Annotated in this window: 19 protein-coding genes; 9 read left to right on the plus strand and 10 right to left on the minus strand. The window is 68.8% G+C overall.

Annotation, left to right across the window (positions count from 1 at the left end):
* Positions 1-27 precede the first annotated feature (27 nt).
* Positions 28-1,833 (plus strand): S9 family peptidase, encoded by a 1,806-nt coding sequence (locus CLV30_RS03765; RefSeq protein ID WP_106536058.1) that lies wholly within the window; start codon positions 28-30, stop codon positions 1,831-1,833.
* Positions 1,834-1,836: 3 nt separating this feature from the next.
* Here the strand turns inward: CLV30_RS03765 and CLV30_RS03770 are convergent, their stop codons facing one another.
* From CLV30_RS03770 to CLV30_RS03780, 3 genes are read right to left on the minus strand one after another with little or no spacing between them, the layout of a single operon-like run.
* Positions 1,837-2,289: an SRPBCC family protein gene (locus CLV30_RS03770; RefSeq protein WP_106535841.1), complete on the minus strand. Its 453-nt coding sequence runs from the start codon at positions 2,287-2,289 to the stop codon at positions 1,837-1,839.
* Positions 2,286-2,603 (minus strand): ArsR/SmtB family transcription factor, encoded by a 318-nt coding sequence (locus CLV30_RS03775; RefSeq protein ID WP_240723151.1) that lies wholly within the window; start codon positions 2,601-2,603, stop codon positions 2,286-2,288. The genes CLV30_RS03770 and CLV30_RS03775 overlap by 4 nt, the downstream gene beginning before the upstream one ends.
* On the minus strand, positions 2,600-2,962 hold the full coding sequence (locus CLV30_RS03780; RefSeq protein ID WP_106535843.1) for a VOC family protein: 363 nt from the start codon (positions 2,960-2,962) through the stop codon (positions 2,600-2,602). Before CLV30_RS03780 ends, CLV30_RS03775 begins: the two co-directional genes overlap by 4 nt.
* A gap of 125 nt (positions 2,963-3,087) precedes the next feature.
* Here CLV30_RS03780 and CLV30_RS03785 point away from each other — a divergent pair, with 125 nt between their 5' ends.
* Complete coding sequence (locus CLV30_RS03785) at positions 3,088-3,423, plus strand: L-rhamnose mutarotase (RefSeq protein ID WP_106535844.1); 336 nt, start codon at positions 3,088-3,090, stop codon at positions 3,421-3,423.
* 77 nt (positions 3,424-3,500) lie between these two features.
* Here CLV30_RS03785 and CLV30_RS03790 read toward each other — a convergent pair whose 3' ends face one another.
* The 5 genes from CLV30_RS03790 to CLV30_RS03810 all read right to left on the minus strand — a co-directional run bounded on the left by CLV30_RS03790 (position 3,501) and on the right by CLV30_RS03810 (position 10,019).
* Positions 3,501-4,940, minus strand: coding sequence for a sulfatase family protein (locus CLV30_RS03790; protein ID WP_106535845.1), 1,440 nt, complete (start codon positions 4,938-4,940; stop codon positions 3,501-3,503).
* On the minus strand, positions 4,937-6,577 hold the full coding sequence (locus tag CLV30_RS03795) for an alpha-L-arabinofuranosidase C-terminal domain-containing protein (RefSeq protein ID WP_106536059.1): 1,641 nt from the start codon (positions 6,575-6,577) through the stop codon (positions 4,937-4,939). Before CLV30_RS03795 ends, CLV30_RS03790 begins: the two co-directional genes overlap by 4 nt.
* 63 nt (positions 6,578-6,640) lie before the next feature.
* Positions 6,641-7,549 carry a carbohydrate ABC transporter permease gene (locus tag CLV30_RS03800; protein WP_106535846.1) on the minus strand — a complete coding sequence of 303 codons (909 nt, stop codon included), beginning with the start codon at positions 7,547-7,549 and terminating at the stop codon, positions 6,641-6,643.
* Positions 7,549-8,478, minus strand: coding sequence for a carbohydrate ABC transporter permease (locus tag CLV30_RS03805; protein ID WP_205740453.1), 930 nt, complete (start codon positions 8,476-8,478; stop codon positions 7,549-7,551). The genes CLV30_RS03800 and CLV30_RS03805 overlap by 1 nt, the downstream gene beginning before the upstream one ends.
* A gap of 32 nt (positions 8,479-8,510) precedes the next feature.
* A complete protein-coding gene (locus CLV30_RS03810; RefSeq protein WP_106535848.1) occupies positions 8,511-10,019 on the minus strand; it encodes an ABC transporter substrate-binding protein in 1,509 nt (502 codons plus the stop codon).
* Between the two features lie 222 nt (positions 10,020-10,241).
* On the opposite strand from CLV30_RS03810, the gene CLV30_RS03815 reads away from it, so the two are divergent.
* The 5 genes from CLV30_RS03815 to CLV30_RS03835 all read left to right on the plus strand — a co-directional run bounded on the left by CLV30_RS03815 (position 10,242) and on the right by CLV30_RS03835 (position 17,662).
* Entirely contained in the window at positions 10,242-11,747 is a 1,506-nt protein-coding gene (locus CLV30_RS03815; RefSeq protein ID WP_106535849.1) for a sulfatase family protein, read from the plus strand.
* 153 nt (positions 11,748-11,900) lie between these two features.
* Complete coding sequence (locus tag CLV30_RS03820) at positions 11,901-12,896, plus strand: LacI family DNA-binding transcriptional regulator (protein ID WP_106535850.1); 996 nt, start codon at positions 11,901-11,903, stop codon at positions 12,894-12,896.
* A gap of 157 nt (positions 12,897-13,053) precedes the next feature.
* Complete coding sequence (locus tag CLV30_RS03825) at positions 13,054-14,256, plus strand: hypothetical protein (protein WP_205740452.1); 1,203 nt, start codon at positions 13,054-13,056, stop codon at positions 14,254-14,256.
* Positions 14,257-14,357: 101 nt separating this feature from the next.
* Positions 14,358-16,199 carry a glycoside hydrolase family 2 protein gene (locus CLV30_RS03830; protein WP_205740451.1) on the plus strand — a complete coding sequence of 614 codons (1,842 nt, stop codon included), beginning with the start codon at positions 14,358-14,360 and terminating at the stop codon, positions 16,197-16,199.
* Positions 16,196-17,662 carry a sulfatase family protein gene (locus CLV30_RS03835; RefSeq protein WP_106535852.1) on the plus strand — a complete coding sequence of 489 codons (1,467 nt, stop codon included), beginning with the start codon at positions 16,196-16,198 and terminating at the stop codon, positions 17,660-17,662. Before CLV30_RS03830 ends, CLV30_RS03835 begins: the two co-directional genes overlap by 4 nt.
* Positions 17,663-17,741: 79 nt before the next feature.
* On the opposite strand, the gene CLV30_RS03840 is transcribed toward CLV30_RS03835, so the two are convergent.
* Together CLV30_RS03840 and CLV30_RS03845 are read right to left on the minus strand one after the other, a co-directional pair.
* The gene (locus CLV30_RS03840; protein ID WP_205740450.1) at positions 17,742-19,967 is read right to left on the minus strand and encodes a DUF6351 family protein; all 2,226 of its coding nucleotides are present in this window, start codon (positions 19,965-19,967) and stop codon (positions 17,742-17,744) included.
* Between the two features lie 187 nt (positions 19,968-20,154).
* The gene (locus CLV30_RS03845; RefSeq protein ID WP_106535853.1) at positions 20,155-20,589 is read right to left on the minus strand and encodes a pyridoxamine 5'-phosphate oxidase family protein; all 435 of its coding nucleotides are present in this window, start codon (positions 20,587-20,589) and stop codon (positions 20,155-20,157) included.
* A 115-nt stretch (positions 20,590-20,704) separates the two neighbouring features.
* On the opposite strand from CLV30_RS03845, the gene CLV30_RS03850 reads away from it, so the two are divergent.
* Both CLV30_RS03850 and CLV30_RS03855 read left to right on the plus strand, forming a co-directional pair.
* Entirely contained in the window at positions 20,705-20,938 is a 234-nt protein-coding gene (locus CLV30_RS03850) for a FitA-like ribbon-helix-helix domain-containing protein (RefSeq protein ID WP_205740449.1), read from the plus strand.
* Positions 20,935-21,339 (plus strand): type II toxin-antitoxin system VapC family toxin, encoded by a 405-nt coding sequence (locus CLV30_RS03855; protein WP_276319978.1) that lies wholly within the window; start codon positions 20,935-20,937, stop codon positions 21,337-21,339. Before CLV30_RS03850 ends, CLV30_RS03855 begins: the two co-directional genes overlap by 4 nt.
* Positions 21,340-21,379: the final 40 nt, after the last annotated feature.

Genomic DNA, 21,379 nt, shown 5'->3' on the forward strand with positions numbered 1-21,379 from the left:
CGGTCGCGGCCGGTTAGGGTGCTGCTCATGGCCCGCCCTGACGAGTCGGTGATCACCGATCTGCTCGAGCTGCACACCTGGACCGTGTTCGACGTCGACGACGACGGTCGCGTGCTGGCCGGCTCCGACGCCACCGGTGCGACACAGGTCGTCGAGATCGGCCCGGACGGGCACCGCACGCCGCTCACGGCGTTGCCGGGCGCGTGCTCGGGCCGGTACGTGCCCGGGCGCCGGACCGTCGTCGTGGAGCACGACACCGACGGCGACGAGCGCTCGCAGCTGTCGCTGCTGCACCTGGACCCGCTGCCGTCGTCGCCGGTCGGCCTCGACGCGCTCGAGCCGGTGGCGCGCGAGCCGGAGTTCATCCACGCCCTCGTCGACGTGGACGCCGACCGGGTGGTGTACCGGACGAACCGCCGGAACAAGGTCGACTTCGACGTCGTCGTGCACGATCTCGCCACCGGCGCCGAACGGGTGGTCTACGACGACGGCGGGCACGTCGGCGAGGTCGACGTCGACGGCGACACGGTCGTGGTGACGCTGACGTCGCTGCAACCGGGGTCCACCCACGTGCGGCTGGTGCGCGACGGCGGAACCGTCGAGGTGACGGATGCGGACGAGCACGCGATGCACGTCTCGGCGCAGCTGCTTCCCGGGACGTCGACGGTGCTGATGTCGTCCAACCGCGGGCGGGACTTCCGCTCGGTCGTGACGGTCGACCCGGCGGGGCGGTGGACGACGCTGCTCGCCGCCGACGATCATGACGTCACCGCGCTGCCGTCGCCGGACGGTTCACGGCTGCTGGTCGCGCGCCACGTCGACGGAGCGGACGAGCTCACCATCCACGGTCCCGACGGCGAGCCGCTGGTCCCGGTGGTGCTGCCGGGGCGGGGCGTCGTGTCGACGGCGTGGTCGCCGAACGCGGCGTGGCTCGCGGTCGCGCTGAACAGCCCGACCACACCGGGCACCGTCGTGATCGTCGACGCCGCCGGCGGAACGGTGCGCACGCTGGTGGACGGCACCGCCCAGATGTCACCGGAGCTGCGCCGCACCCTGGTGGAGCCGGCGAGCATGCGGGTGCCGACCCGTGACGGCGAGAGCATTCCCTGCTTCGTCTACACGCCGCCGGAGCCGGTACCCGAGCTGGCCGGGTCGGTCGTCGTGAACATCCACGGCGGCCCGGAGTCACAGGCGCGGCGCCAGTTCAGCGCGGTCAACCAGGCGCTCGCGGCCGCGGGCCACGTCGTCGTCGTGCCCAACGTCCGTGGCTCCACCGGATACGGCAAGCGCTGGTACTCGATGGACGACGTCCGGCTGCGGCTGGAGTCGGTGCTCGACCTGGTGGACATCCGTTCCTGGGTGCCCGCGGTGCGCGGTGAGCCGGACCGGGTCGCGCTCTACGGCGGCAGCTACGGCGGGTACATGGTGTTGGCGGCGTTGTCGATGCATCCCGGGCTGTGGGCGGCGGGCGTCGACATCGTCGGCATGTCGTCGCTGGTCAGCTTCCTGGAGAACACGTCGGACTACCGGCGTGCGGTCCGCGAGCGCGAGTACGGCAGCCTGGAGCGCGACCGCGACTTCCTGCGTGCGGCGTCGCCGCTGACCCATGTGCGCGCGATGGACACTCCGTTGTTCGTGATCCACGGTGCGAACGACCCGCGGGTGCCGCTGTCCGAGTCGCAGCAGATCAAGGTCGCGCTCGACGAGAAGGGCGTCACCTGCACGCTGCAGGTCTATCCGGACGAGGGGCACGGACTGGCCAAGCGGGCGAACCGGCTCAGCGCCTATCCGGCCGCGCTGGCGTTCCTGGGTGAGCAGCTGCGCCGCCGTTGATGATCATGAGAACGCGGGATCGAGGACGCGGTCGATCCGCCGGGCGACGCCGAGCCATCCGCCACCCATGGCGCGGCGCGAGAGCGCCTGCAACGGGTCGTCGGGGTCGAACCCGTCGTGCACCACGAACAGCCGCGTCCCGGTGCCTTCCGGCTCCAGAGTGAAAGTCACGGTCGAATCGAGGGAGCTCTGATCCTCCGGCGCGGCGCGCCAGGCGATGCGCAGCATCCTCTCGATCTCGAAGTCGAGCACCTCGGAGTGGCACACCCCGCCGAAACCGACGGCCGGCATCGGGTCGGTGCGGAAGGTGAACCGATGGCCCACCCGCAGCACGAAGTCGTTGGGCATCAGCCACCGCGCCATCAGCTCGGAGTCGGTCAGCGCCCGCCACACCTTCTGCGGCGGGTGCGGCAGGAACTCGTCGACCCGGATGGTCCGCGGATCGTCGTCGGTCACATGTCCTCCAGGACGTCACGGAGGCCGGCCATGCGTTCGCGCCAGAACCGCTCGTACGGGTGCAGCCATTCCTGCAGCTCCATCAGCGGCCCCGCCTCGAGGCTGTAGTGGCGTTCGCGGCCGACCCTGCGCTCGCTGACGAGTTCGGCGTCGCGGAGCACCTTGAGATGCTCGGAGACGCTCGGCCGGCGCATGTCGAAGTGCGCCGCGAGCTCGTTGACCGTCCGCGGGCCGTCGAGCAGCAGGGTCAGCAGCGCCCGCCGCACCGGACTGGCCAGCGCGGCGAACACGTCGTCGTTCAGGTCGGGGTTCACCCGGTCGACAGTACGAGAACGAAACCGTTGCCGTCGGGGTCGTGGAAGGTGGCCTGGCGACCCCATGGCATGTCGTCGGGGCCTTCGAGCTCGACCCCGGCCGCGCGCAGCCGGGCACAGTCGCCGTCGACGTCGCTGGTCGTCAGCACGACACCTTTCTGGCTGCCAGGGGGCATGGTGGCGTGCGAGCCGAGCACCAGGGACGTTTCCGCTCCGGGTGGGGCGACCTCCAGCCAGCGCGTCGGGCCCATGTCGTTGTCCGCGAGCACGTCGAAACCGAGGGTGTCGACGTAGAAGGTCTTGGCCTTGTCCTGGTCGGATACGGGTACGTTGAGCGTGCGTACTCGGGTGATCGTCATGGCGGCGATATTAGGTAGGGAGTTTCCTACCTGTCAACCGTAGGAACGTTCCTACGTGTGCTGCCGGTGGCGCCGCGATCGATATGGTGCGTTCATCCTTGAAACGCGATGGCGAGGAGAGCCGCATGCGTGTCGCCCTGCACTCGGTGTTGCATCCGGGCTCGGAGTCCGGCTATGTCGAGAACCACCAGCGCATACCCGACGACCTGGCGGCGTCGTTCGCCCGCGTCGGCATCCACGAGTGGACCATCTGGCGTAGCGGGCGCGACCTGTTCCACCTGGTCGAATGCGACGACTTCGACGCGGCGATGAGTGCGCTGGCCGACGATCCGGCGAACGCGCGGTGGCAGGCGCACATCGGCCGGTTCGTCGACGGGTTCGTCTCCGCGGCAGGCGACGGCGAGCCGCGCCCCATCGAGCGCGTCTGGGATCTGGGGGAGCAGCGCGGCAGCGGAGCCTGATCGTCAGGGATCTACGATCACCAGAGCGGTAGTAAACGCCCGACGATCACGCCTCGGCGGGCGGTAGCGGGATGAGGTCACCACGGCGCCAGCCGTGGGTTGCTGCGGTCTTCGGTGGCCACCGTGACGTCGATCAGCATCTCCTGCAGGTCCGTCCGGACGCTGCGGTGCGAGTCGTCGTGCCACAGGTTCGTCAGTTCGGCCGGGTCGGCGGCGAGATCGTACAACTCGCCGGTGCGCTCGCGTGCGGTGCTCGGTGGGCCGTGGTGCACGACGAGTTTCCAGTGGTCGTGGCGCAGCATCGTGACGTGCACGGGCGGGTCGTAGGGGTTGCCGCTGTCGCGGTAGTGGCACAGGGCCCAGTCGCGCCAGTCGTCGTCCGTGCCCGCGATCAGCCCGGCCAGGCTCGTGCCCTGTACCCGGGTCGGCACGTCGACACCGGCGGCCTGCAGGAACGTCGGAGCGAGGTCGATCCACTGCACCAGTTCCGAGCGACGGGTGCCCGGCTCCGCGGTTCCCGGCCAGCGCACGATCAGCGGGACGCGCACGGCGCACTCGTACATGAACGGGCCTTTGAGCATCAGCTGGTGATCGCCCAGCATCTCGCCGTGGTCACTGGTGAAGACCACGATCGTGTCGTCGGCGAGGCCGGCTTCGTCGAGTGCGGCGAGAATGCGCCCGACCTCGTCGTCGACCAGCGACACCATGGCGTAGTAGGCGGCACGGGTGCGCATCAGCTCGTCGTCGGAGTAGTCGGTGTACCCACGTGCCCGGCCGGCGTAGGACTCCTTGGACGCATCGGCGAAGATCGGCGGCTTGCCGTCGAGTTCGCCGTCGCGGGTCACCGGAGACGACAACGCATCCGGGTCGTAACGGTCGACGTACTCCCGCGGCGCGCCGAAACCGTGATGCGGATCGAAGAAGTTCGCGACGAAGAAGAACGGCTTGCTCTCGTCGCGGGACGAGCGGAGGAAGTCGATCGTCTCGGTGCCGATCCAGTGGCTGTAGTGCGCCTCCGTGGGCACCGTGTCCCAGGTGTACTCGCCGGCACCGCCGCGCATCACGGACGCGTACAGGTCCGGGAACCGTGCCTCGAGCCACTGGTGGTAGGCGTTCTCCGGCGAGCCCGGGTAAGGGTCGTGCGCCCATCGGAAGATCCGGAAGCCGTCGTCGAGGCGGGGTTCGCTGCGGCCGGCGTGGCAGGCACCGAGGTGGAACTTTCCTGCCAGCCCGCAGTCGTAACCGGCGTCGGCCAGTCCTCGGCTGAACAGCTCCTCGTGCGGTTCGAGGTCGACGCCGTTGGCGTGCAGCCCGTGCGACGGGACGTAGCGGCCGGTCATGAGGCTCGCGCGGGACGGGCCGCACACCGGACTCTGCACGTAGCAGTTGTCGAACACCACACCCTGTTCGGCGAGGCGGTCGAGGTTGGGCGTGGCGACGTCCGGATTCCCGTAGGCACCGACGGCGTCGAATCGCTGCTGATCGGTGCAGATCAGCAGGATGTTGGGCTGGCTCATCGTGCACCGTCCTCCAGCGTCAGGACGGTCACCGAATGCGGCGGGACCACCCAGGTTCCCGCGTCCGACTCGATCTCGCCGAGGTCGCGCACCCCGACCGTGTCGGGAGCGGTCAGGTCGTTGAACCCGTGGACGTCGGACACGTCGGCACCGAGGGTGCGCACGCGGGCGCGGCGTGGCGTCTGCTCGGCGGAGTCGTCCAGCACGAGCCGGGTACGCACCGACTCGTCCCGGTGCCGGTTGACGACGGCGACGCGGACCGAGCCGTCGTCGGACCGGGTGGCCGACACGTCGAGGTGCGGAACCGTCATCGGTGATGTCAGCAGGCGGCCGTCCGGTCCGCGGTTGTCGCCCAGGCGGACCGCCGTGTTCCGCGCGGGTCCGTCCACCGACGACGCCAGCGCGGTGCGGCCGGTGTGGTGCCGGTACAGCGACCACACATGGTAGATCGCCGAACGCAACGCGCCGCCGGGCCGGGCCACCACCAGACCGTTGGCATTCACCAGGTTCACCGGATTGGCCATCGCCACCGGCGCGGGCAGCCCTGCGGTGCGGTGGATGGCGTGCAGGACTCCGGCGCAGAAGACGGAGTCGGCTACCGTCCGCGGGCTCCATCGATTCACCCTGGTGCGTCCCGGCCATCCGTCGACGCCGGGTACGTCGCGGGGCGCCGTGCCGCCGTTGGCACCCGGTTGCGGGTCCGGCCAGACGGCGGGTTCGAGGTGGCGCATCGTCCACTCGTCGAGGGTGAGCGCCGGCGGGCTTTCCAGCCCGACCTCCGCGGAGATCGCCGTGACCAGCTGTGAGTACGCGACGAGCTGCTGCTCGAAGAACAGCGACTGGGCAGCCACGTCGTCGTAGTCGTCCCCGGTCCACAACTGCGTGCTCGCGCCGTAGAGATGAAGCGACAGGTGATCGAGGTACCGGCCCGCGCGGGCGAGCACCGGGCGGGTCCACTGCTCCTGATCCCATGGGATGCCGACCCCGACCAGCCGGATCGACGGGTCGACCGCGCGCATGAACCGGGCGTGTTCACCGGCCGCTGTGGCGTACTCCTCGGCACTGCGGTGGCCCATCTGCCACCGGCCGTACACCTCGTTGCCGATGCCCCAGTAACGGACCCCCCAAGGCTCGCTCCGTCCGTTCGCCGACCGCCGTCCGGTCAGTGCGGTGTCACGCTCGGCATTGGTGTACTCGACCCAGCGCACCGCCTCGTCGACGTCACGGCACGAGTGCACCAGGTAGGGCTCCGCGCCCACCGCCTCGCACCAGGCCAGGAACTCGTCGGTGCCGAAGCGGTTGGACTCGCGGTCCCCCCAGGCGAGCTCCAACCGGCTCGGGCGTGCGTCGCGCGGGCCGACGCCGTCCTCCCAGTGGTAGGCCGACGCGAAATTGCCTCCGGGCCAGCGGATCGGTCCCGGGCCCAGCTCACGGCACAGTTCCAGGACGTCGGCGCGCAGCCCCTGCAGGAGCCCGGGCTCGCTGATCGACAGTGGCGAGCCCTCGTCGGACACACCGCCGTCGATGTTGCCGAAGAACGCGGACTCCAGGAAGTGGCCGTAGACGTCGTCGTCGATGTGGCCCACGGGCCGGTGCGTGTCGATGGTGACGACGGCCTCACGAGTGGGAACAGTCATGTGTGATGTGGCTCCGATCGGCTTGCTGTTGACGGTCACCGCTGTTGACGGAAATGGCTGCCGTCATTGCTTGACAGCTCCGGCGATGCTGTCGACGAACTTGCGTTGCAGGACGACGAAGACGGCGATCACCGGCAGCAGCGAGATCACGGCCGCCGCGGCCATCCCGGACCAGTCGGTGCTCTGCTCGCCCACGAAGACGGTCATGCCGACCGCGAGGGTCCGCAGCTCCGGCTCACTGAGCGTGAACACCAGGGGCAGCAGATAGACGTTCCAGGCGAACAGGAACGTGAGGATGACGACGGTGGCGGTGATGGGCCAGGCGAGTGGGAGCATCACCCGGAAGAAGATCGTGAACTGACCCGCGCCGTCGATGCGCGCGGATTCTTCCAGCTCCTTCGGTAGCCGCCGGAAATACCCGGCGTACAGCAGGGTCGCGGCGATCTGCCCGCCGGCCCCGAGGCCGAGGATCACCCCGATGTGGCTGTTGAGCAGCCCCAGCTGATCGGTCAGCTGGGTGATCGGGATGATCGTGTACCCCTCCGGGAGGAAGAACGTCACGAGGAAGATCCCGATGAGGAGCTTCTTGCCGACGAAGTCGTACCGGCCGAGCACATACCCGGCGAGTGCGCTGCGCACGACGATCAGCAGCACGGTCCCTACCGTGATGAGCACCGAGTTGGCGAAGTACGTCGCGAACCCGACTTCTGTCCAGGCGCGGGAGTAGTTCTCCCAGACCGGTGCTTCCGGTATCAGGTCCAGGCCGCCGCCGAAGATCTCGCTGGACGTTTTCAGCGACGCCGAGATCAGCCAGACGAACGGGTAGATCCACAGTCCGGCCAAAACGGCCAGGACGAGGGCGGTCCCGACTTGGCCGGGCCGGGGGCGCCCGATTCGGCGCGACCGTAACGGCGGCTTCGCGGCGACGCTTTCCGGCGCGGTGAGCGGCTCCACGTCGGTGCCAGCGGCCATCATGCCGACCCCGTCCGGCGTCGCGCCCAGCGGATACCGACCGCTTGGACGACGGCGATGAGCATCGTCAGCAGTCCGAACAACACCGCTGCTGCCGAGGCGTAGCCCAGTTGCGGCACGGTGGCGCCGAAGGCTGTGCGGAAGATGAAGATCTCGATCACCTCGGATGAGAAGGACGGGCCGCCGGCCGTGAGGGTCTGCATCAGGTCGAACACGTTGAGCGCGGCCACCGTGTCGATCAGCGTGATGATGACGAGGAACGGCACCAGCATCGGCAGCGTCACGTGCCGGAACTCCCGCCAGGCGCCCGCACCGTCGATCATGGCGGCCTCGTGCACGTCCGCCGGGATGGTCTGTAGTGCCGCCAGCCAGTAGATCAGCGTGATGCCGAGCCACTTCCACACCCAGACGGCGATGCCGCTGTACAACGAGGTCTCCGCCTCGGCCGCGAAGTTCACCGGTGTGTCCGTCAGACCGGACCAGACCAGTGCCCCGCTCACCGGGCCGCTGGCGTCGAGCAACAGGGTGAACACGATGCCGACGATGGCTCCCGTGGTCACCACGGGCAGGAAGAACAGGGTGCGGAAGAACCCCTTGAACGGGGTCTTCTTACGGTTGAGCACGAGTGCCAGCGCCAGCGCGAGCCCTACTCTCAGGGGCACTGAGATGACGAGGAAAACGATCGAGTTCCAGAAGGCGTTCCAGAACAGCTCGTCGTCCATCAGCCGGTCGAAGTTCTCGATCCCGACGAACGTGCCCGTTGCCGCGAAGCCCGGCCAGTCGAGGAAGGCGTACCACCACGACGCCACGAGCGGGTAGATCGTGTATGCCCCATATCCGACCAGGGTCGGGAGCAGGAAGAGGTAGATCCACCAGTCGTCCCGCATCCGCCGCAACCGGCTGCGCCGGCGGGGGCGGGGTCCCGTCACGGGAGCACCGTCGCGCTGCTGGATCGTCGTCATCAGCGCTGGCCGTAGGCCGTCTGGTCGTAGTCGGTGTTCGGATCCCAGTTCGCGAAAACCCAGGCGTTCAGGTCGACTTCGGCGCCGTCCTCCTGGACGGCCTTCAACGCGCGCTCGCGTTCGGCGCTCAGCTTGTCGTTGTAGCGAGCGAGTTCGCCCTTGATGTCGGAGGCCGAGCCGGTGAGCACCGACTGAGCGATCTCTCCGACGTTGGGGTGCACGTCACGCATCTCGGAGTTCACCCGTGCGACGCCGGGATTGCCGACCTCGGGCGACGGGCCGAACCGGATGTCTTCCTGGAAGTAGGTGGCGCACCGAGCATAGGCGGGGTGTACGTCCGCGTCGGCCACGACGTCGATCAGCGCGGGAAAGACGTCCATCGCCGCGGCCAGCTCGGCCTGGAACTCTCTGGTCGTCATCTGGAGGAGTATTTCGGCGGCGAGTTCGGGCTGCTCCGACTCGGCCGAAACCCAGAACGTCCCGGGCTGCGGCGCTTCGTAGATGAAGTTGCGAGCCGTCTGGGGGGTGGGAATGTGCCAGACGCCGACGCCACGTTCGACGGCCTCCGGTTCATCGACGAGTAACCCGCCGATGAACCACGGCCCCCACGGGTAGATGGCTGCCTGTCCAGCTGCCCAACGTGCTCGGGCGTCCCTGGGGCCCATCGAGGCGGACGCGGGGTGGATGACCCCGTCCTCTTGCAACGACACGAGGTACTCGACTGCATCGACGTACTCCTGGGAGTCGAGCACGTACTCGCCGGTTGCCCAGTCCACGCCGCCCGGGCCGGGTGCCCCGGCGGTCATCGCGAACTTGTTCACCAGGGTGTCCAGGAACGGTGGTTCCTTCATCGGAATCACCATTCCGAACACGCCGTCATCGGTGCCTTGCGTGATTCGGCGGGCGACGGCACGGAAATCGTCCCAGGTCGCGGGCTCCTCCTCGGGATCGACGCCGGCCTGTTGGAGCAACGCGGTGTTGAACCACGGGGCGTGCTCGTGCCAGCGACCGGAGAACGCCGGGAAACCGTAGATCTCGCCGTCGAACCGATGGATGCCGTCGTAGAGGAGGTCACCGACCGGGCTCCCGGCGACGTCGACGAAGCCACCGATCGGCTGGAACCATCCTTCGCGTACGAGCGCGGCCGTCGAACTGCCGAGTCCGGCGGTGGAGTGGACGTCCGGTAGTTGGTTGCTGCGCCGCGCGATCTGCAGTGCCTGACCGAGGTCGGCCGCCGGCATCTGCCGACGCTCGACCTCGACGTCGGGGTGCTTCTTCGTGTAGGCGCCGAAGAGATCCTTCTCGAACAGGTCGGTCAGCGGCCGGAACTGGTCCCACCACTGCAGTGGACCGTTCTTTCCGCCGCCGCCACCACCACCGTTGCCGGCGCTCGACTGCCCACCACCGGTGCATCCGGCGAGTACGGCCGCGAGCGCGGCGGCACTCGAGGTGCCGATGAGCTGGCGCCGGCTGATGTGACGCCCGAGGTCGCGGCGATGCTGCCCCATTGGGTGACTCCTCTGATCGACGTGGTCAACCGACCTGTCCGCGTCCGCCCCCCGGGGTGCCCGGCCGTCGGCGCCCGGACCATGTTTGCGATAACCTACGGCCGTTGTCATAAGGCGTCAAGAGGACGGACATATGGCGTTCGAACAGGCAGGAAGCTGTCCAGCGACGTTGCCAATGCCATCATGCGTACATATGTTTGCGATAACGTTCCGGAGGTGGGGATGAACAGATCGCCCAACATGCTGTTCCTGATGACGGACCAGCATCGAGTCGACACCCTCGGGTGCTACGGCAATCCACACGTCGCCAGCCCGAACCTCGACGCCCTGGCCGCCGGCGGAACGCGGTTCGACGCCTGCTTCACCCCGTCGGCCATCTGCACGCCGGCTCGGGCGAGTCTGCTCACCGGCGTGCTGCCGTTCCGGCACCGGCTGCTCGCCAACTACGAGCGCAACGTCGGGTACTCCGAGGAGCTGTCGGACGAGTTCGTCCCGTTCTCGCGGCGGCTACGCGACGCTGGATACAACGTCGGAATCGAGGGCAAGTGGCACGTGGGCAAGCGTCGTGGCCCCGGCGAGTTCGGCTTCGACGGACTGCATCTCCCGGGCTGGCACAACCCGGTGAGCCACCCCGACTACCTGACCTGGCTGAAGGACAACGACCTGCCCCAGCCCGTCGTCGACGACGGGGTGCGCGGAACCTTCCCGAACGGTGAACCGGGAAACCTGCTCGCCGGGGTACTGCACCAGCCGCCGGAGGCCACCTTCGAGCACTACCTCACCGACCGGACGATCGAACGGCTCGAGCAGTACGCACTCGACCGCCACCGCGACGAGCGCCCCTTCTTCATGGCCACGCACTTCTACGGTCCGCACCTGCCGTATCTGCTGCCGCGCGAGTACCTCGAGATGTATTCGCCGGACGTGGTCGAGCTGCCGGCCTCGCTGGCGGAGACGTTCGAGAACAAGCCGCCGGTCCAACGGCGATACAGCGAGCACTGGACACACGACACCCTGAGCGAGGACACCTGGCGGTGGCTCGTCGCCGCCTACTGGGGTTACGTGAGCCTCATCGACGACCAGGTCGGCCGCCTCATCGAGGCGTTGCAACGCCTCGACCTGTGGGACACCACGGCGGTCGCGTTCACCGCGGATCACGGCGAGTTCACCGGGGCGCACCGCCTGCACGACAAGGGTCCGGCGATGTACGACGACATCTACCGGATCCCCGGGCTGCTTCGGGTCCCCGGTGCCCCCGGCGGCACGTCGACGACGTCGTTCGTGAACCTGGTGGACTTCACCGCGACGATTCTCGATCTCGCCGGCATCGAGCCGGATCCCGAGGCGGACGGTCGCAGCCTGGTGCCGTTCGCGATGGGGGAGGAGCCGGCCGACTGGCGTACCGAAATGACGGCGGAGTTCCACGGTCACCATTTCCCGTACCCACAGCGCATGCTGCGCACGGAGCGTTTCAAACTGGTGGTCAACCCCGAGAGCGTGAACGAGCTCTACGACCTCGGTGCCGACCCGGACGAGCTGTGCAACCGATACGAGGATCCGGGGCTGCGTGACGTGCGAGCCGACCTGTTGCAGCGTCTGTACGAGCGTCTCCGTGCCTCTGGCGACAACTTCCACCACTGGATGACCTCGATGTATCCTGTCGGCGGCAAGGACTACGACACGTCCCTGAGTGACTTCGAGGGAATTCGCCACCAGGAAATGACCTGACCGCAGCTTGATGGGCACGGTCGGAGGTCACCGGCGACCGGGGTGGCGCGCAGCGGTCCGAGCGCCCGTGCTTTCACGTACGGACGTCATGACGAGAGGAGACGGCGCGCCGTGGTGCGACCACGAGGGACGCGAGCCTCGGGTGGAGCGTCCATGGCCGACGTCGCCAAGCTTGCCGGCGTCTCGGGTCAGACGGTCTCCCGAGTGGTCAACGGGCACGACCGGGTGACGGCCGAGACCCGCGACAGGGTCGAGACGGCGATGGAGCGGCTCGGCTACCGTGCCAACATCGCGGCCAGGGCGCTGGCCACCGGCCGGTTCGGCACCATCGGCGTCGTCATGTTCAAGCTCAGCGCTGTCGGAAACATCCGCATCGTCGAGTCCGTCGTGGCCGGCGCCCAGGCCCGCGGCTACTCGGTGAGTCTTGCGGTGGTCGAGGACCCGACCGAGCAGAACGTCCGTGCTGCAGTCCGGGGTCTCACCGACCGCGCGGTGGACGGTGTGATCGTGATCGAGGCGCGGATCCTGGACACCCCGCACCTGAAGCTTCCGGAAGAGGTGCCGGTGGTCATCGTCGACAGCCGATCCGCACACGAGCATCCCACGTTCGGCATGGACGAGGCGGCCGGAGCGCGTGCCGCGGTCGGCCACTTGATCGATCTCGGGCACGCGACCGTGCACCATGTCGCCGGGCTGCCGGACTCCAATCCGGCCGAACGGCGTCGCGCCGCGTGGCAGCGTGCGCTCAAGCGCTCGAAGCGGGTCGTCCCCGAGTCCGCTGTCGGCGACTGGTCGCCGGAGTCCGGGTATGCCGCCGGCCGCCAGTTGCTGACCGACGCCTCCGTGACCGCCGTCTTCGTCGCCAACGACCAGATGGCGGTCGGAGTCCTGCGGGCGGCGGACGAACTGGGACGGCGGGTTCCGGACGATCTGAGCGTCGTCGGGTTCGACGACCTCGACTTCACGCCGTACCTCACCCCGCCGCTGACCACCGTCCGCCAGGATCTCGGCGCGGTGGGACGGCGATCACTCGAGCATCTGATCGCACAGATCGAATCGTCGCAGGCCGCGCCCGTCACCCGTGACACGGTCCGGTTCGTCCGCCCTGAGCTGGTAGTTCGCGCTTCCACGGCGGCCCCCGAGCGCTGACCGCAGCGCCCTTGCGGTGCCGCCGGGCGCTGCCCGCGCGCTGACGGATGCGGCGAAGGATTCTCGACAGGGGTCTTGACGGAGGGGTCAAGTTAGCGCAAACATGAGGCGCTCAACGCATCGACCCGATGCGACCGACTTCGTCGAGGACCGAGGGATGATGCTCATGTTGCGCCAGCTGTCGATCACCGCACTGACGGCGGCCCTCGCCGTCACCACCGCCGCTCACGCCGGGGGCGCCGCGAACGACCCCGACCGCGAGGCCCGGCCGGACGGCGCCGCCGGGCCGTCCCGCGTCGCCAACGGCGCGCTGGGTGCGAACTTCAACCAGAACCTCGACTCGGTGAACTACCGCGAGCTGCGTGAGGCCGGTGCCCAGTGGGTTCGAGGTTTCTACCCGATGCCGGCCACCGACGACGGCGACCCGGCCGAGCACTTCGCCATCCGCAGCATCCGCGAGACGGCGGATCGGGGATTCAACACCATTCTGGCCCTGAAGTTCCCGTACAACCGGAAGTCGTTCCCCGAACCCGGCAGCGACGAGATGGCCGCGGAGCTGGCCCGACTGGACCAGGTCCTGCCGACCGTCATGGGCGAGGTCGACATCATGACGATCGGCAACGAGCCGTTCATCGAAAGCCTGAAGGACGAACGCGACGAGCGGCTGAACGTCTTTTACGAGGCCGTCGCACGGCACGTCATCGAGTACCGCCGTGAGCACTGCGGACCGGAATGCGGCACCGACCTCTACATGGGTGCGCTGAACCGGCTCGACCTCCCCGGGCGCAGGACGGAAGCGGTCGAACGCTGGATGACCTTCGTCCGGGAGACTCCGGAGATCGCAGGGGTGGACATCCACCCGCACGTACCCGACCCGGCACGCGTGCAGGCCTTTCTCGACTACATCCTGCCGCGGATGCGTCCGGATCAGACGTTCCTGGTCACCGAGTTCTCCATCGTGTGGTACTGGCGGCAGCACATGCGGGATCCGCTGTCGGCCGAGTTCGCCGGCAAGTACGGCTACGACCCCGGAACCTTGGTCTGGGAGTTCATCCGGGCGGCGATCGAGAACCCGGTCGGTCAGCGCGAGTGGCAGGACTTCCTGACGAGCAGCGATTGGTTCATGAAGCAGTCGGACTTCCTGCGCGATCAGGTGGAGTTGTACCGCAGCACTGGCCGGTTGGCGGTGACCACCTACGGCTTCAGGCAGGACGTTCCGATGACGACGGACTTCGGACCGAACAAGCCGCCGTGGCTGCTCAACAGTGTGTACGCGGCGTACACGGTGAAGCCTCGGGGCAACGGGATGTCCGCTCGTGGCTACTGGGTGGACGATTTCAGGGCCCTGCAGCGGCGGTGACGCTGCTGTGCGGGTGATCATCAGGGGAGAACCAGCGCTGTGGCGGTAGCGATCCCCTGATGATCACGCGGTATACAACGGTGAAAAGGAGCGAGGAGCACGTGCCGGAACACAGCTTGCATCCCCGTCCGCGGCTGGTGCGTGACGAGTGGAGGGACCTCTGCGGAACCTGGCGGTTCGCGTTCGACGATGACGACGAGGGCGAGCGGGGACGCTGGTTCGAGTCGCCGCCGGGTGTCTTCGACGCGACGATCGAGGTGCCGTATCCGCCCGAGTCGAAGCTCTCGGGCGTGCACGACCGGACCCGTCACCCGGTCCTGTGGTACCAGCGTGAGTTCACCGCGCCCGTCCCTGCCGGCGGTGATCGGCTGCTGCTGCACTTCGGCGCGGTGGACTACCGGGCCCGCGTGTGGCTCAACGGTGCACATCTGGTCGACCACGAGGGCGGGCACACGCCGTTCACCGTCGACGTCACCGACGCGCTCGACCCGTCCGGCACCCAGTCGCTGGTCGTCCGGACCACCGACGAGCCGGGCGATGCCGGGCAGCCTCGGGGCAAGCAGACCTGGTCGGCCGAACCCTCCGGGATCTTCTACGACCGCACCAGCGGCATCTGGCAGCCGGTCTGGCTCGAGCGGGTGCCCGGCACCTACCTCCGCGACGTCGTGTTCACGCCCCGTCCGTCCGAGGGAGCGGTCGACGTCGAGGTGTGGCTCGGCGGTCATGCGCAGGCGGGGGAGGCCGACGTCGAGGTCGAACTCGCCCACGACGGATCGCCCCTGGCGCGCCAGCGAATGCGCACGGACCGCGAATACGCCAGGTTCACGGTCGCAGTGCCGGCGTTGTCGGCGGCCGACGGCCGGCGGTTGTGGTGGTCGCCGGAGTCGCCCACGCTGCTCGACGCCGTCGTCACACTGACGGCCGGCTCCGTCGCCGACAGCGTGCGAAGTTACGTCGGCGTGCGCGAGGTGGGTGTGCGCGACGGCGCGTTCACGCTGAACGGACGCCCGTACTACCTGCGCCTCGTCCTCGAACAGGGCTACTGGCCCGACTCGCACCTCGCCGCGCCGGACGCGGATGCGCTTCGCCGTGAGGTCGAGCTGGTGAAAGAGTTGGGGTTCACCGGTGTGCGGGTGCACCAGAAGGTGGAGGACCCACGGTTCCTGTACTGGTGTGACCGGCTCGGCCTGCTGGTCTGGGGTGAGATGGCCAACGCGCACGAGTTCTCCGCCGTCTCCGCCGAGCGGCTGACCCGCGAGTGGATCGACGTCGTGCGTCGCGATCGCGGGCATCCCTGCATCGTCACCTGGGTGCCGATCAACGAGAGCTGGGGCGTCCCGGAAATCGCCACGTCGACCCGGCAGCAGGACCTCGCGACCGCGCTCTACCACCTGACCAGGGCACTCGACCCGTCCAGGCCGGTGATCTCGAACGATGGCTGGGAGCACACCGAGAGCGACATCCTCGGCGTGCACGACTACGCGACGACGGGCGCCGCGCTGAACGAGCGCTACGGAAGCCCCGACGCGATCGAGCGCACGCTGGCCGGCACCGGACCCGCGGCGAGACGGATCACGCTGAACGACGCCGACCGGCCAGGGCGGCCGCTGGTGATCACCGAGTTCGGCGGGCTGTCCTACGTGCCCGCGTCCGGCGAGAAGTGGTACGGGTACCGGGCCGTCGAGTCGGCGGAGGAGTTCCGCTCGGCGTTCGCCGACCTCGTCGGTGCTCTACTCGACGCCCCGGGCGTGGCCGGGTTCTGCTACACGCAGCTGACCGACACGCTGCAGGAGACGAACGGCCTGGTCACCGACGACCGGACGCCGAAGCTTCCGGTGGACGTGATCCGGGCGGCCGTGTCCCGGCCGAGCCGGGCGCTGGCCCACGAGGAGCTGCGCCAGGAGCAGCGCCGGGCACGGGATGCGGCGGGCGACGGCACATGAGTGCACCGCCGAACGTGGTGCTGGTCATGACCGACCAGCACCGGGCCGGGTTCACTGCCGGCGAGGGGTTCGAGCTCGACACCATGCCGTACGTCGACGGGCTGGCCCGGTCGGGCACCCGGTTCCGCCGGGCCTACACCACCGCCCCGGCCTGCGTTCCGGCTCGGACGAGCCTGCTGACCGGCCGGTTCCCGTCGACGCACCGGGTGCGGCAGAACAGTGCCGTGCACGAGGTGGTGCGCGGCGACGACCTGCTGGACGTGCTCGGGCGGTCCGGGCACTCGCTGCACTTCGCCGGGAAGACGCACGTGTATCGCGGTAGCGCCGAGCACTTCGACACGTTCGCCGGGCCGTACGGGCACGTGCACGGCCCGGACCGGGACGAGCAGCAGCGCGAGTTCGCCGCGTGGATGACCGCGATCGACCACGGGCCGACCGCGGAACCGACGCCGTTCCCGCTGGAGACGCAGTTTCCGCACCGGATCGTCTCGGACATGATCGACGCGCTGAACCGGCGGGACCGGAACCGGCCGTTCTTCTCATGGGTCTCCATGCCCGAGCCACACAACCCGTACCAGGCGCCGGAACCGTACTTCTCGATGTTCGACGAGCAGGAGGTGCCCGAGCGGGCGTGCGGCCCCGAGGCCGCCGAGGCCAAGGGCGGGGCATGGCGGTGGTTGCGTGACGTGGTCGAGGCCAAACGACCCGGCTACGACGACCGATGGCGCCGGTACCGGGCGACGTACTGCGGGATGCTCCGCCTGATCGACGACCAGATCCGCCGGTTGCTCGACCATCTCGACGCGGCGGGTGACCTGGAGAACACGGTGGTGCTGGTCGTGGCCGACCACGGTGACTACGTCGGCGACTACGGGTTGCAGCGCAAGGGCGCCGGCATGCCGGAGGCGCTGATGCGTGTCCCGTTCGTCGTCCGTGGTCCGGGTGTCCTCGCGCGTGACGACACGACGGACTTCGTCTCGCTGGTGGACGTGTTCCCGACCGTCTGCGAGGCGGTCGGCGCGCCGATCCCCACTGGTGTGCAGGGACGGAGCCTGTGGCCGCTGCTGACCGGCGAGGCGTACCCGGAGGCGGAGTTCGACAGCGTCGTCGCCGAACGCGGCTACGGTGGCCTGCCGTACGGCGCGGACGAGCGCCCGCCACTGCACTTCGACTACGACGGGCCGACCTACGACGAGCTGAACACCGTCACGCAGAGCGGGACCAGCCGCATGGTCCGGCACGGGGACTGGAAGCTCGTGTGGCACGTCGACGGTGGACGCGAGCTGTACGACGTCGCCGCCGACCCGATGGAACTGTGCGACCGCTGGGACGACCCGGAACTCGCCGACGTCCGGCAGCAGCTCATGGAGCGCATGCTCAGCTGGTCGCTGCGCTTGGCCGACGACCTGCCGGCGGCGGCATACGAATCCAGGCGCGCACCGCACAACTGGGTCCGGACGTGAACCTGTTGACTGTGAGCCGTGGCCGATGGTGCCGGTGGAGCTGAGCCCCACCGGCACCATCGTCACGCCGCGGCAGCGGTCAGAACCGTAGCCAGGTCCCCGCCAGGCCCTGCTGCTTCACCCCCGGCTTCGACCAGTCGCAGACACCCCCGGCGAAGGTGCTGGTGAGCCTGCTCCACTGCTCGTCGGTGAACTCGACCTCGTAGTCGGCCGGGTCCGGTGCCTTGAGCTGGCACTTGATGACGTCGGCGGCCACGTCGCCACCGGCGACCTCGCGCGGGAACGACGCGGACGGGTACAGCTGCTCGCAGCGGCTGTCCGGGTCACGGTCCAGCGGCTGGGCGATGAACTCCGGGTCCGCGCCGCGGGTGTTGCATCCCTCGACCAGAGCCTCCGGCTTGGCAGCGACGATCTCGTCGATCCGGTCGCCGGTGGAACCGTCGTCCGTGCCCAGGTTCGTCAGCCAGGCGTCCATCTGTTTGAGGGCGTGGCGCAGCAGCGGGCTGTTCGTGCTGAACCCGCCGTATCGGTTGTCCTCGAGCAGGCTGACGTGGTTCGCGGAGGTGCCGTTCGCCTTCTCGAGCCGTTCCCGCATCGAGAACGTGTGGTACCTCACGTGGATGTCGCCGTTCGGGCGGTCGTCGGTGTAGGCGCGGTAGTCGATGATCGGCACGTCGGCCAGACCGCCGCCGCCGTTCGTCAACCGTCCGGTCTTGTAGGCGGCCTCGATCGCGACCGGGTCGCCCTCGGTGCGACGGTCGACGATGTTCGCGTCGTCGTCGAACCCGCCGATCTTCTCGTTCAGGTCGAGGAACTGCTCGACGCTGATGCTGCCGTCGTGGAGCGCACCGAGCCCGTACTGGATGCCCACGTTGTCCAGCGGACGCCGCGCGAACCCGGTCTCCGGGTCGGTGCCATACGCGTTGACGGTGTGGTCGTAGACGTCGCAGCGCGCGCCACCGGGGTTGGTCTCGGGGTCGTAGCGCAGCTCCGTCGGCACGACGCCGCAGAACACGCGCGGGTCGATGCGGCGGGCGCCGTTCGCCACGTTCGGTGCCGTGGCGTACGTGGCGAACCCGGTGACGCTGCGCTTCTGCTCACGTGTCCACTCGACGGCGCTGTCGGTGTTCATGTAGTGATCGATCAGCCAGGCGTCGGTGATGAAGTTGACGGTGCCGAAACCGACCTCGGGGAACGAGCAGCCGACGACGATGCCGTCGAAGATCCCGGGGTAGTTGTCGGTGATCTGATGCGCCTGGTACGAACCGCCGGAGCAGCCGTACCCGATGGTGTGCCGGGGCGGGCCGTTGCGCTCGACGAACTCCTCCTTGGTCACCATCGCCGACTCCGCGGCGAGCAGGTCCGAGCAGTTCGTGCCGAACACGTTCAGCGACGACGACATGAGCGCGTACCCCTGCCCGAGCATGTGGGCGTTCGTCACGCCGCCCGTCCGGTTGCCCTGCCGGTACCAGCCGTTGACACAGCCGCCGCCCAAGGTGAAGATCGCCCTTCCGTTCCAGGCCTCGGACGGTGCGGACGGGGTGGGCGCAGGTCCGGCGAGCGGGTCGTGCAGCACCGTCGTCTGGTAGATCGCGCGGTTCGCGGTGCCGGTCTCCATCCGGACGATGAACGGGACCTCGTCGCCGGTGGACGTCGTCGTGGTGGCGAGGTCGTCCGGGTAGCCGGTGGCGCCGTCGGGCCAGGGAGCGTAGTTGCCGCCGGTCGTCCGGTAGAAGTAGTCGACGCGGTCCTCGATCGAGCAGTTCTCGTCCAGCGGCGCCCCGAGGTCGCCGCCGACGACCGGCATGGTGAACCGTTCGGTCTCGCAGACGAACGGCTTCTCGTGCGGTCCGGAGAAGACCGGGCCCTCGTCCGGATGGTTCGTCAGCGTGAGCTCACCCGACGGGCGGCCGCCGGCGCCGGGGACGGTCGCCTCGAGCTGGTTGGCGCCCTCGTCGAGGCCGGTGACCAGACCGGTGAGTGTACGTGCGTCACGGTCGGGCGTGAACGCGTCGGTGATGTCGGTGCCGTCCAGCGTCACCTTCACCCGCGGGAAGGGTGCGTTCTGCGGGACGTAGACGCGGACCAGCGCGTCGCCGCTGGTCACCGTGTCCGGGCGTCCGGACAGGACGGAGAGCTCGATGCCGGAACGCTCGTCGTCGGCCGAGGCGACGGGGCCCGCGGCGACAGCGAGTGACGCGACGAGCGCCGTGGCGGCGCCGGCCGCGAGGGTGCGCCGTCGTCGACGCGGGCGCGGGTGGCCGGGGAGGTGTTCGGGTGGCGTGGTGAACCGGGAGCCGGTCATGTGCTGCCCTGCCTTTCCGGGGGAACGGGTGCGGTCAGCAAGCACCGAGGTGACGCCGGCATGACGGGTGCGTCGCCGGACGGTCGACCCCGGGTGTGTGCCGATGCTGTCGGCCGCGCTCCTGGCCGGACAAGGCGATGTGCGGAAACTTCAGACATCCCTGACATTCGTGGGTGACCTTGCGGCGTCACCGGACCACGTAGCTCAGGTCCTGTGCCGTCATCGACTCCGGGCGCAGGCGCAACCAGCGTGTGCCGCGCTCGTCGGCGTCGTCGTACAGGTACCGGCGAAACCGGGCGTCCCACGCGGACTCGTCGTCGCCGAGGTAGCGCGCGAGCTTCCGGCGCCCGCGCGGCACGTCGAACGGCAGGATCTCGGCGCGGCCGCGGGCGACGACCTGGCGGACGGTCCCGGTGACGACGTCACACTCGTCGACGACCAGCGCGACCGCGGGGTCGGCACGGACGTGTTCGGCGAGGCGCGCCCATGGTCCGGTGAGGATCCAGAAGGCGCCGTCCTCCCAGAGGAACCAGGTCGGGCGGACGGTCGGTCCGTTGGTCGCGACCCGGGCCGTCAGCGGCCCGGCCAGGAAGGTGTCGATGTCGAAGTCGGTCCTGGTCATGGCGTTTTCGGTCCTTCTCCGGTGGCCGTGATCGTCGCCTCAGCATGACAGGTCCACCGCGCCGGGGGCCAATTGTATTGCGAATATGCATGAACGTTGCAATATACTGCTCAGTATGAGTGCTGAGGTTCTTCAGGTACGGGACGTCGACCGTGACGACCTCGCAGTGTTGCGGGATCGGGCAGCGCGCGAGGGGAAGTCGTTGTCCGCATACGTCCGTGACGTGCTGCACGACGAGGCCACCCTCATGTCGAACGCCGAGGTGGTCGCTCGTATCGCCGAAGAGGAACCGGTGGATGTCGATCTCGAGCAGATCCGCGGCTACATCGCGTCGGAACGTTCCTGGTGACCGTTGTCGATGCGTCCGTGGTGGTCCGCCTGTTGCAGGCGCACAAGGACGACGATCTGCTGCGTCGACGCATCGTCTCCGCCGGCCGCAAACTCAGCGCACCCGCACATCTGGATGTCGAGGTGCTCTCGGCCGTCGCAGGCATGGTCAAGGGCGGCAAGATCGGCGAGGATCGCGCGCGGCGGATGGCGGGTCAGTACGAGGCACTTCGAATCAACCGATACGACGTCGCGCCGTTCGGTACGCGGCTGCTGACTCTTCGACACAACTTCACCGTGTACGACGCCGCGTACGTAGCGCTGGCCGAGGTGCTGGAACAGCCGCTGCTCACCTGCGATGCAAAGTTCGCCCGCGCGCCGCGGGGCACGCACAGGGCCGAGATCCACACCTATCCCGCCTGAGTCGGGTGTTGCGCCGAAGCGTCACCAGGATCGTCCCCGC

Source organism: Haloactinopolyspora alba (assembly GCF_003014555.1).
GTDB lineage: Bacteria > Actinomycetota > Actinomycetes > Jiangellales > Jiangellaceae > Haloactinopolyspora > Haloactinopolyspora alba.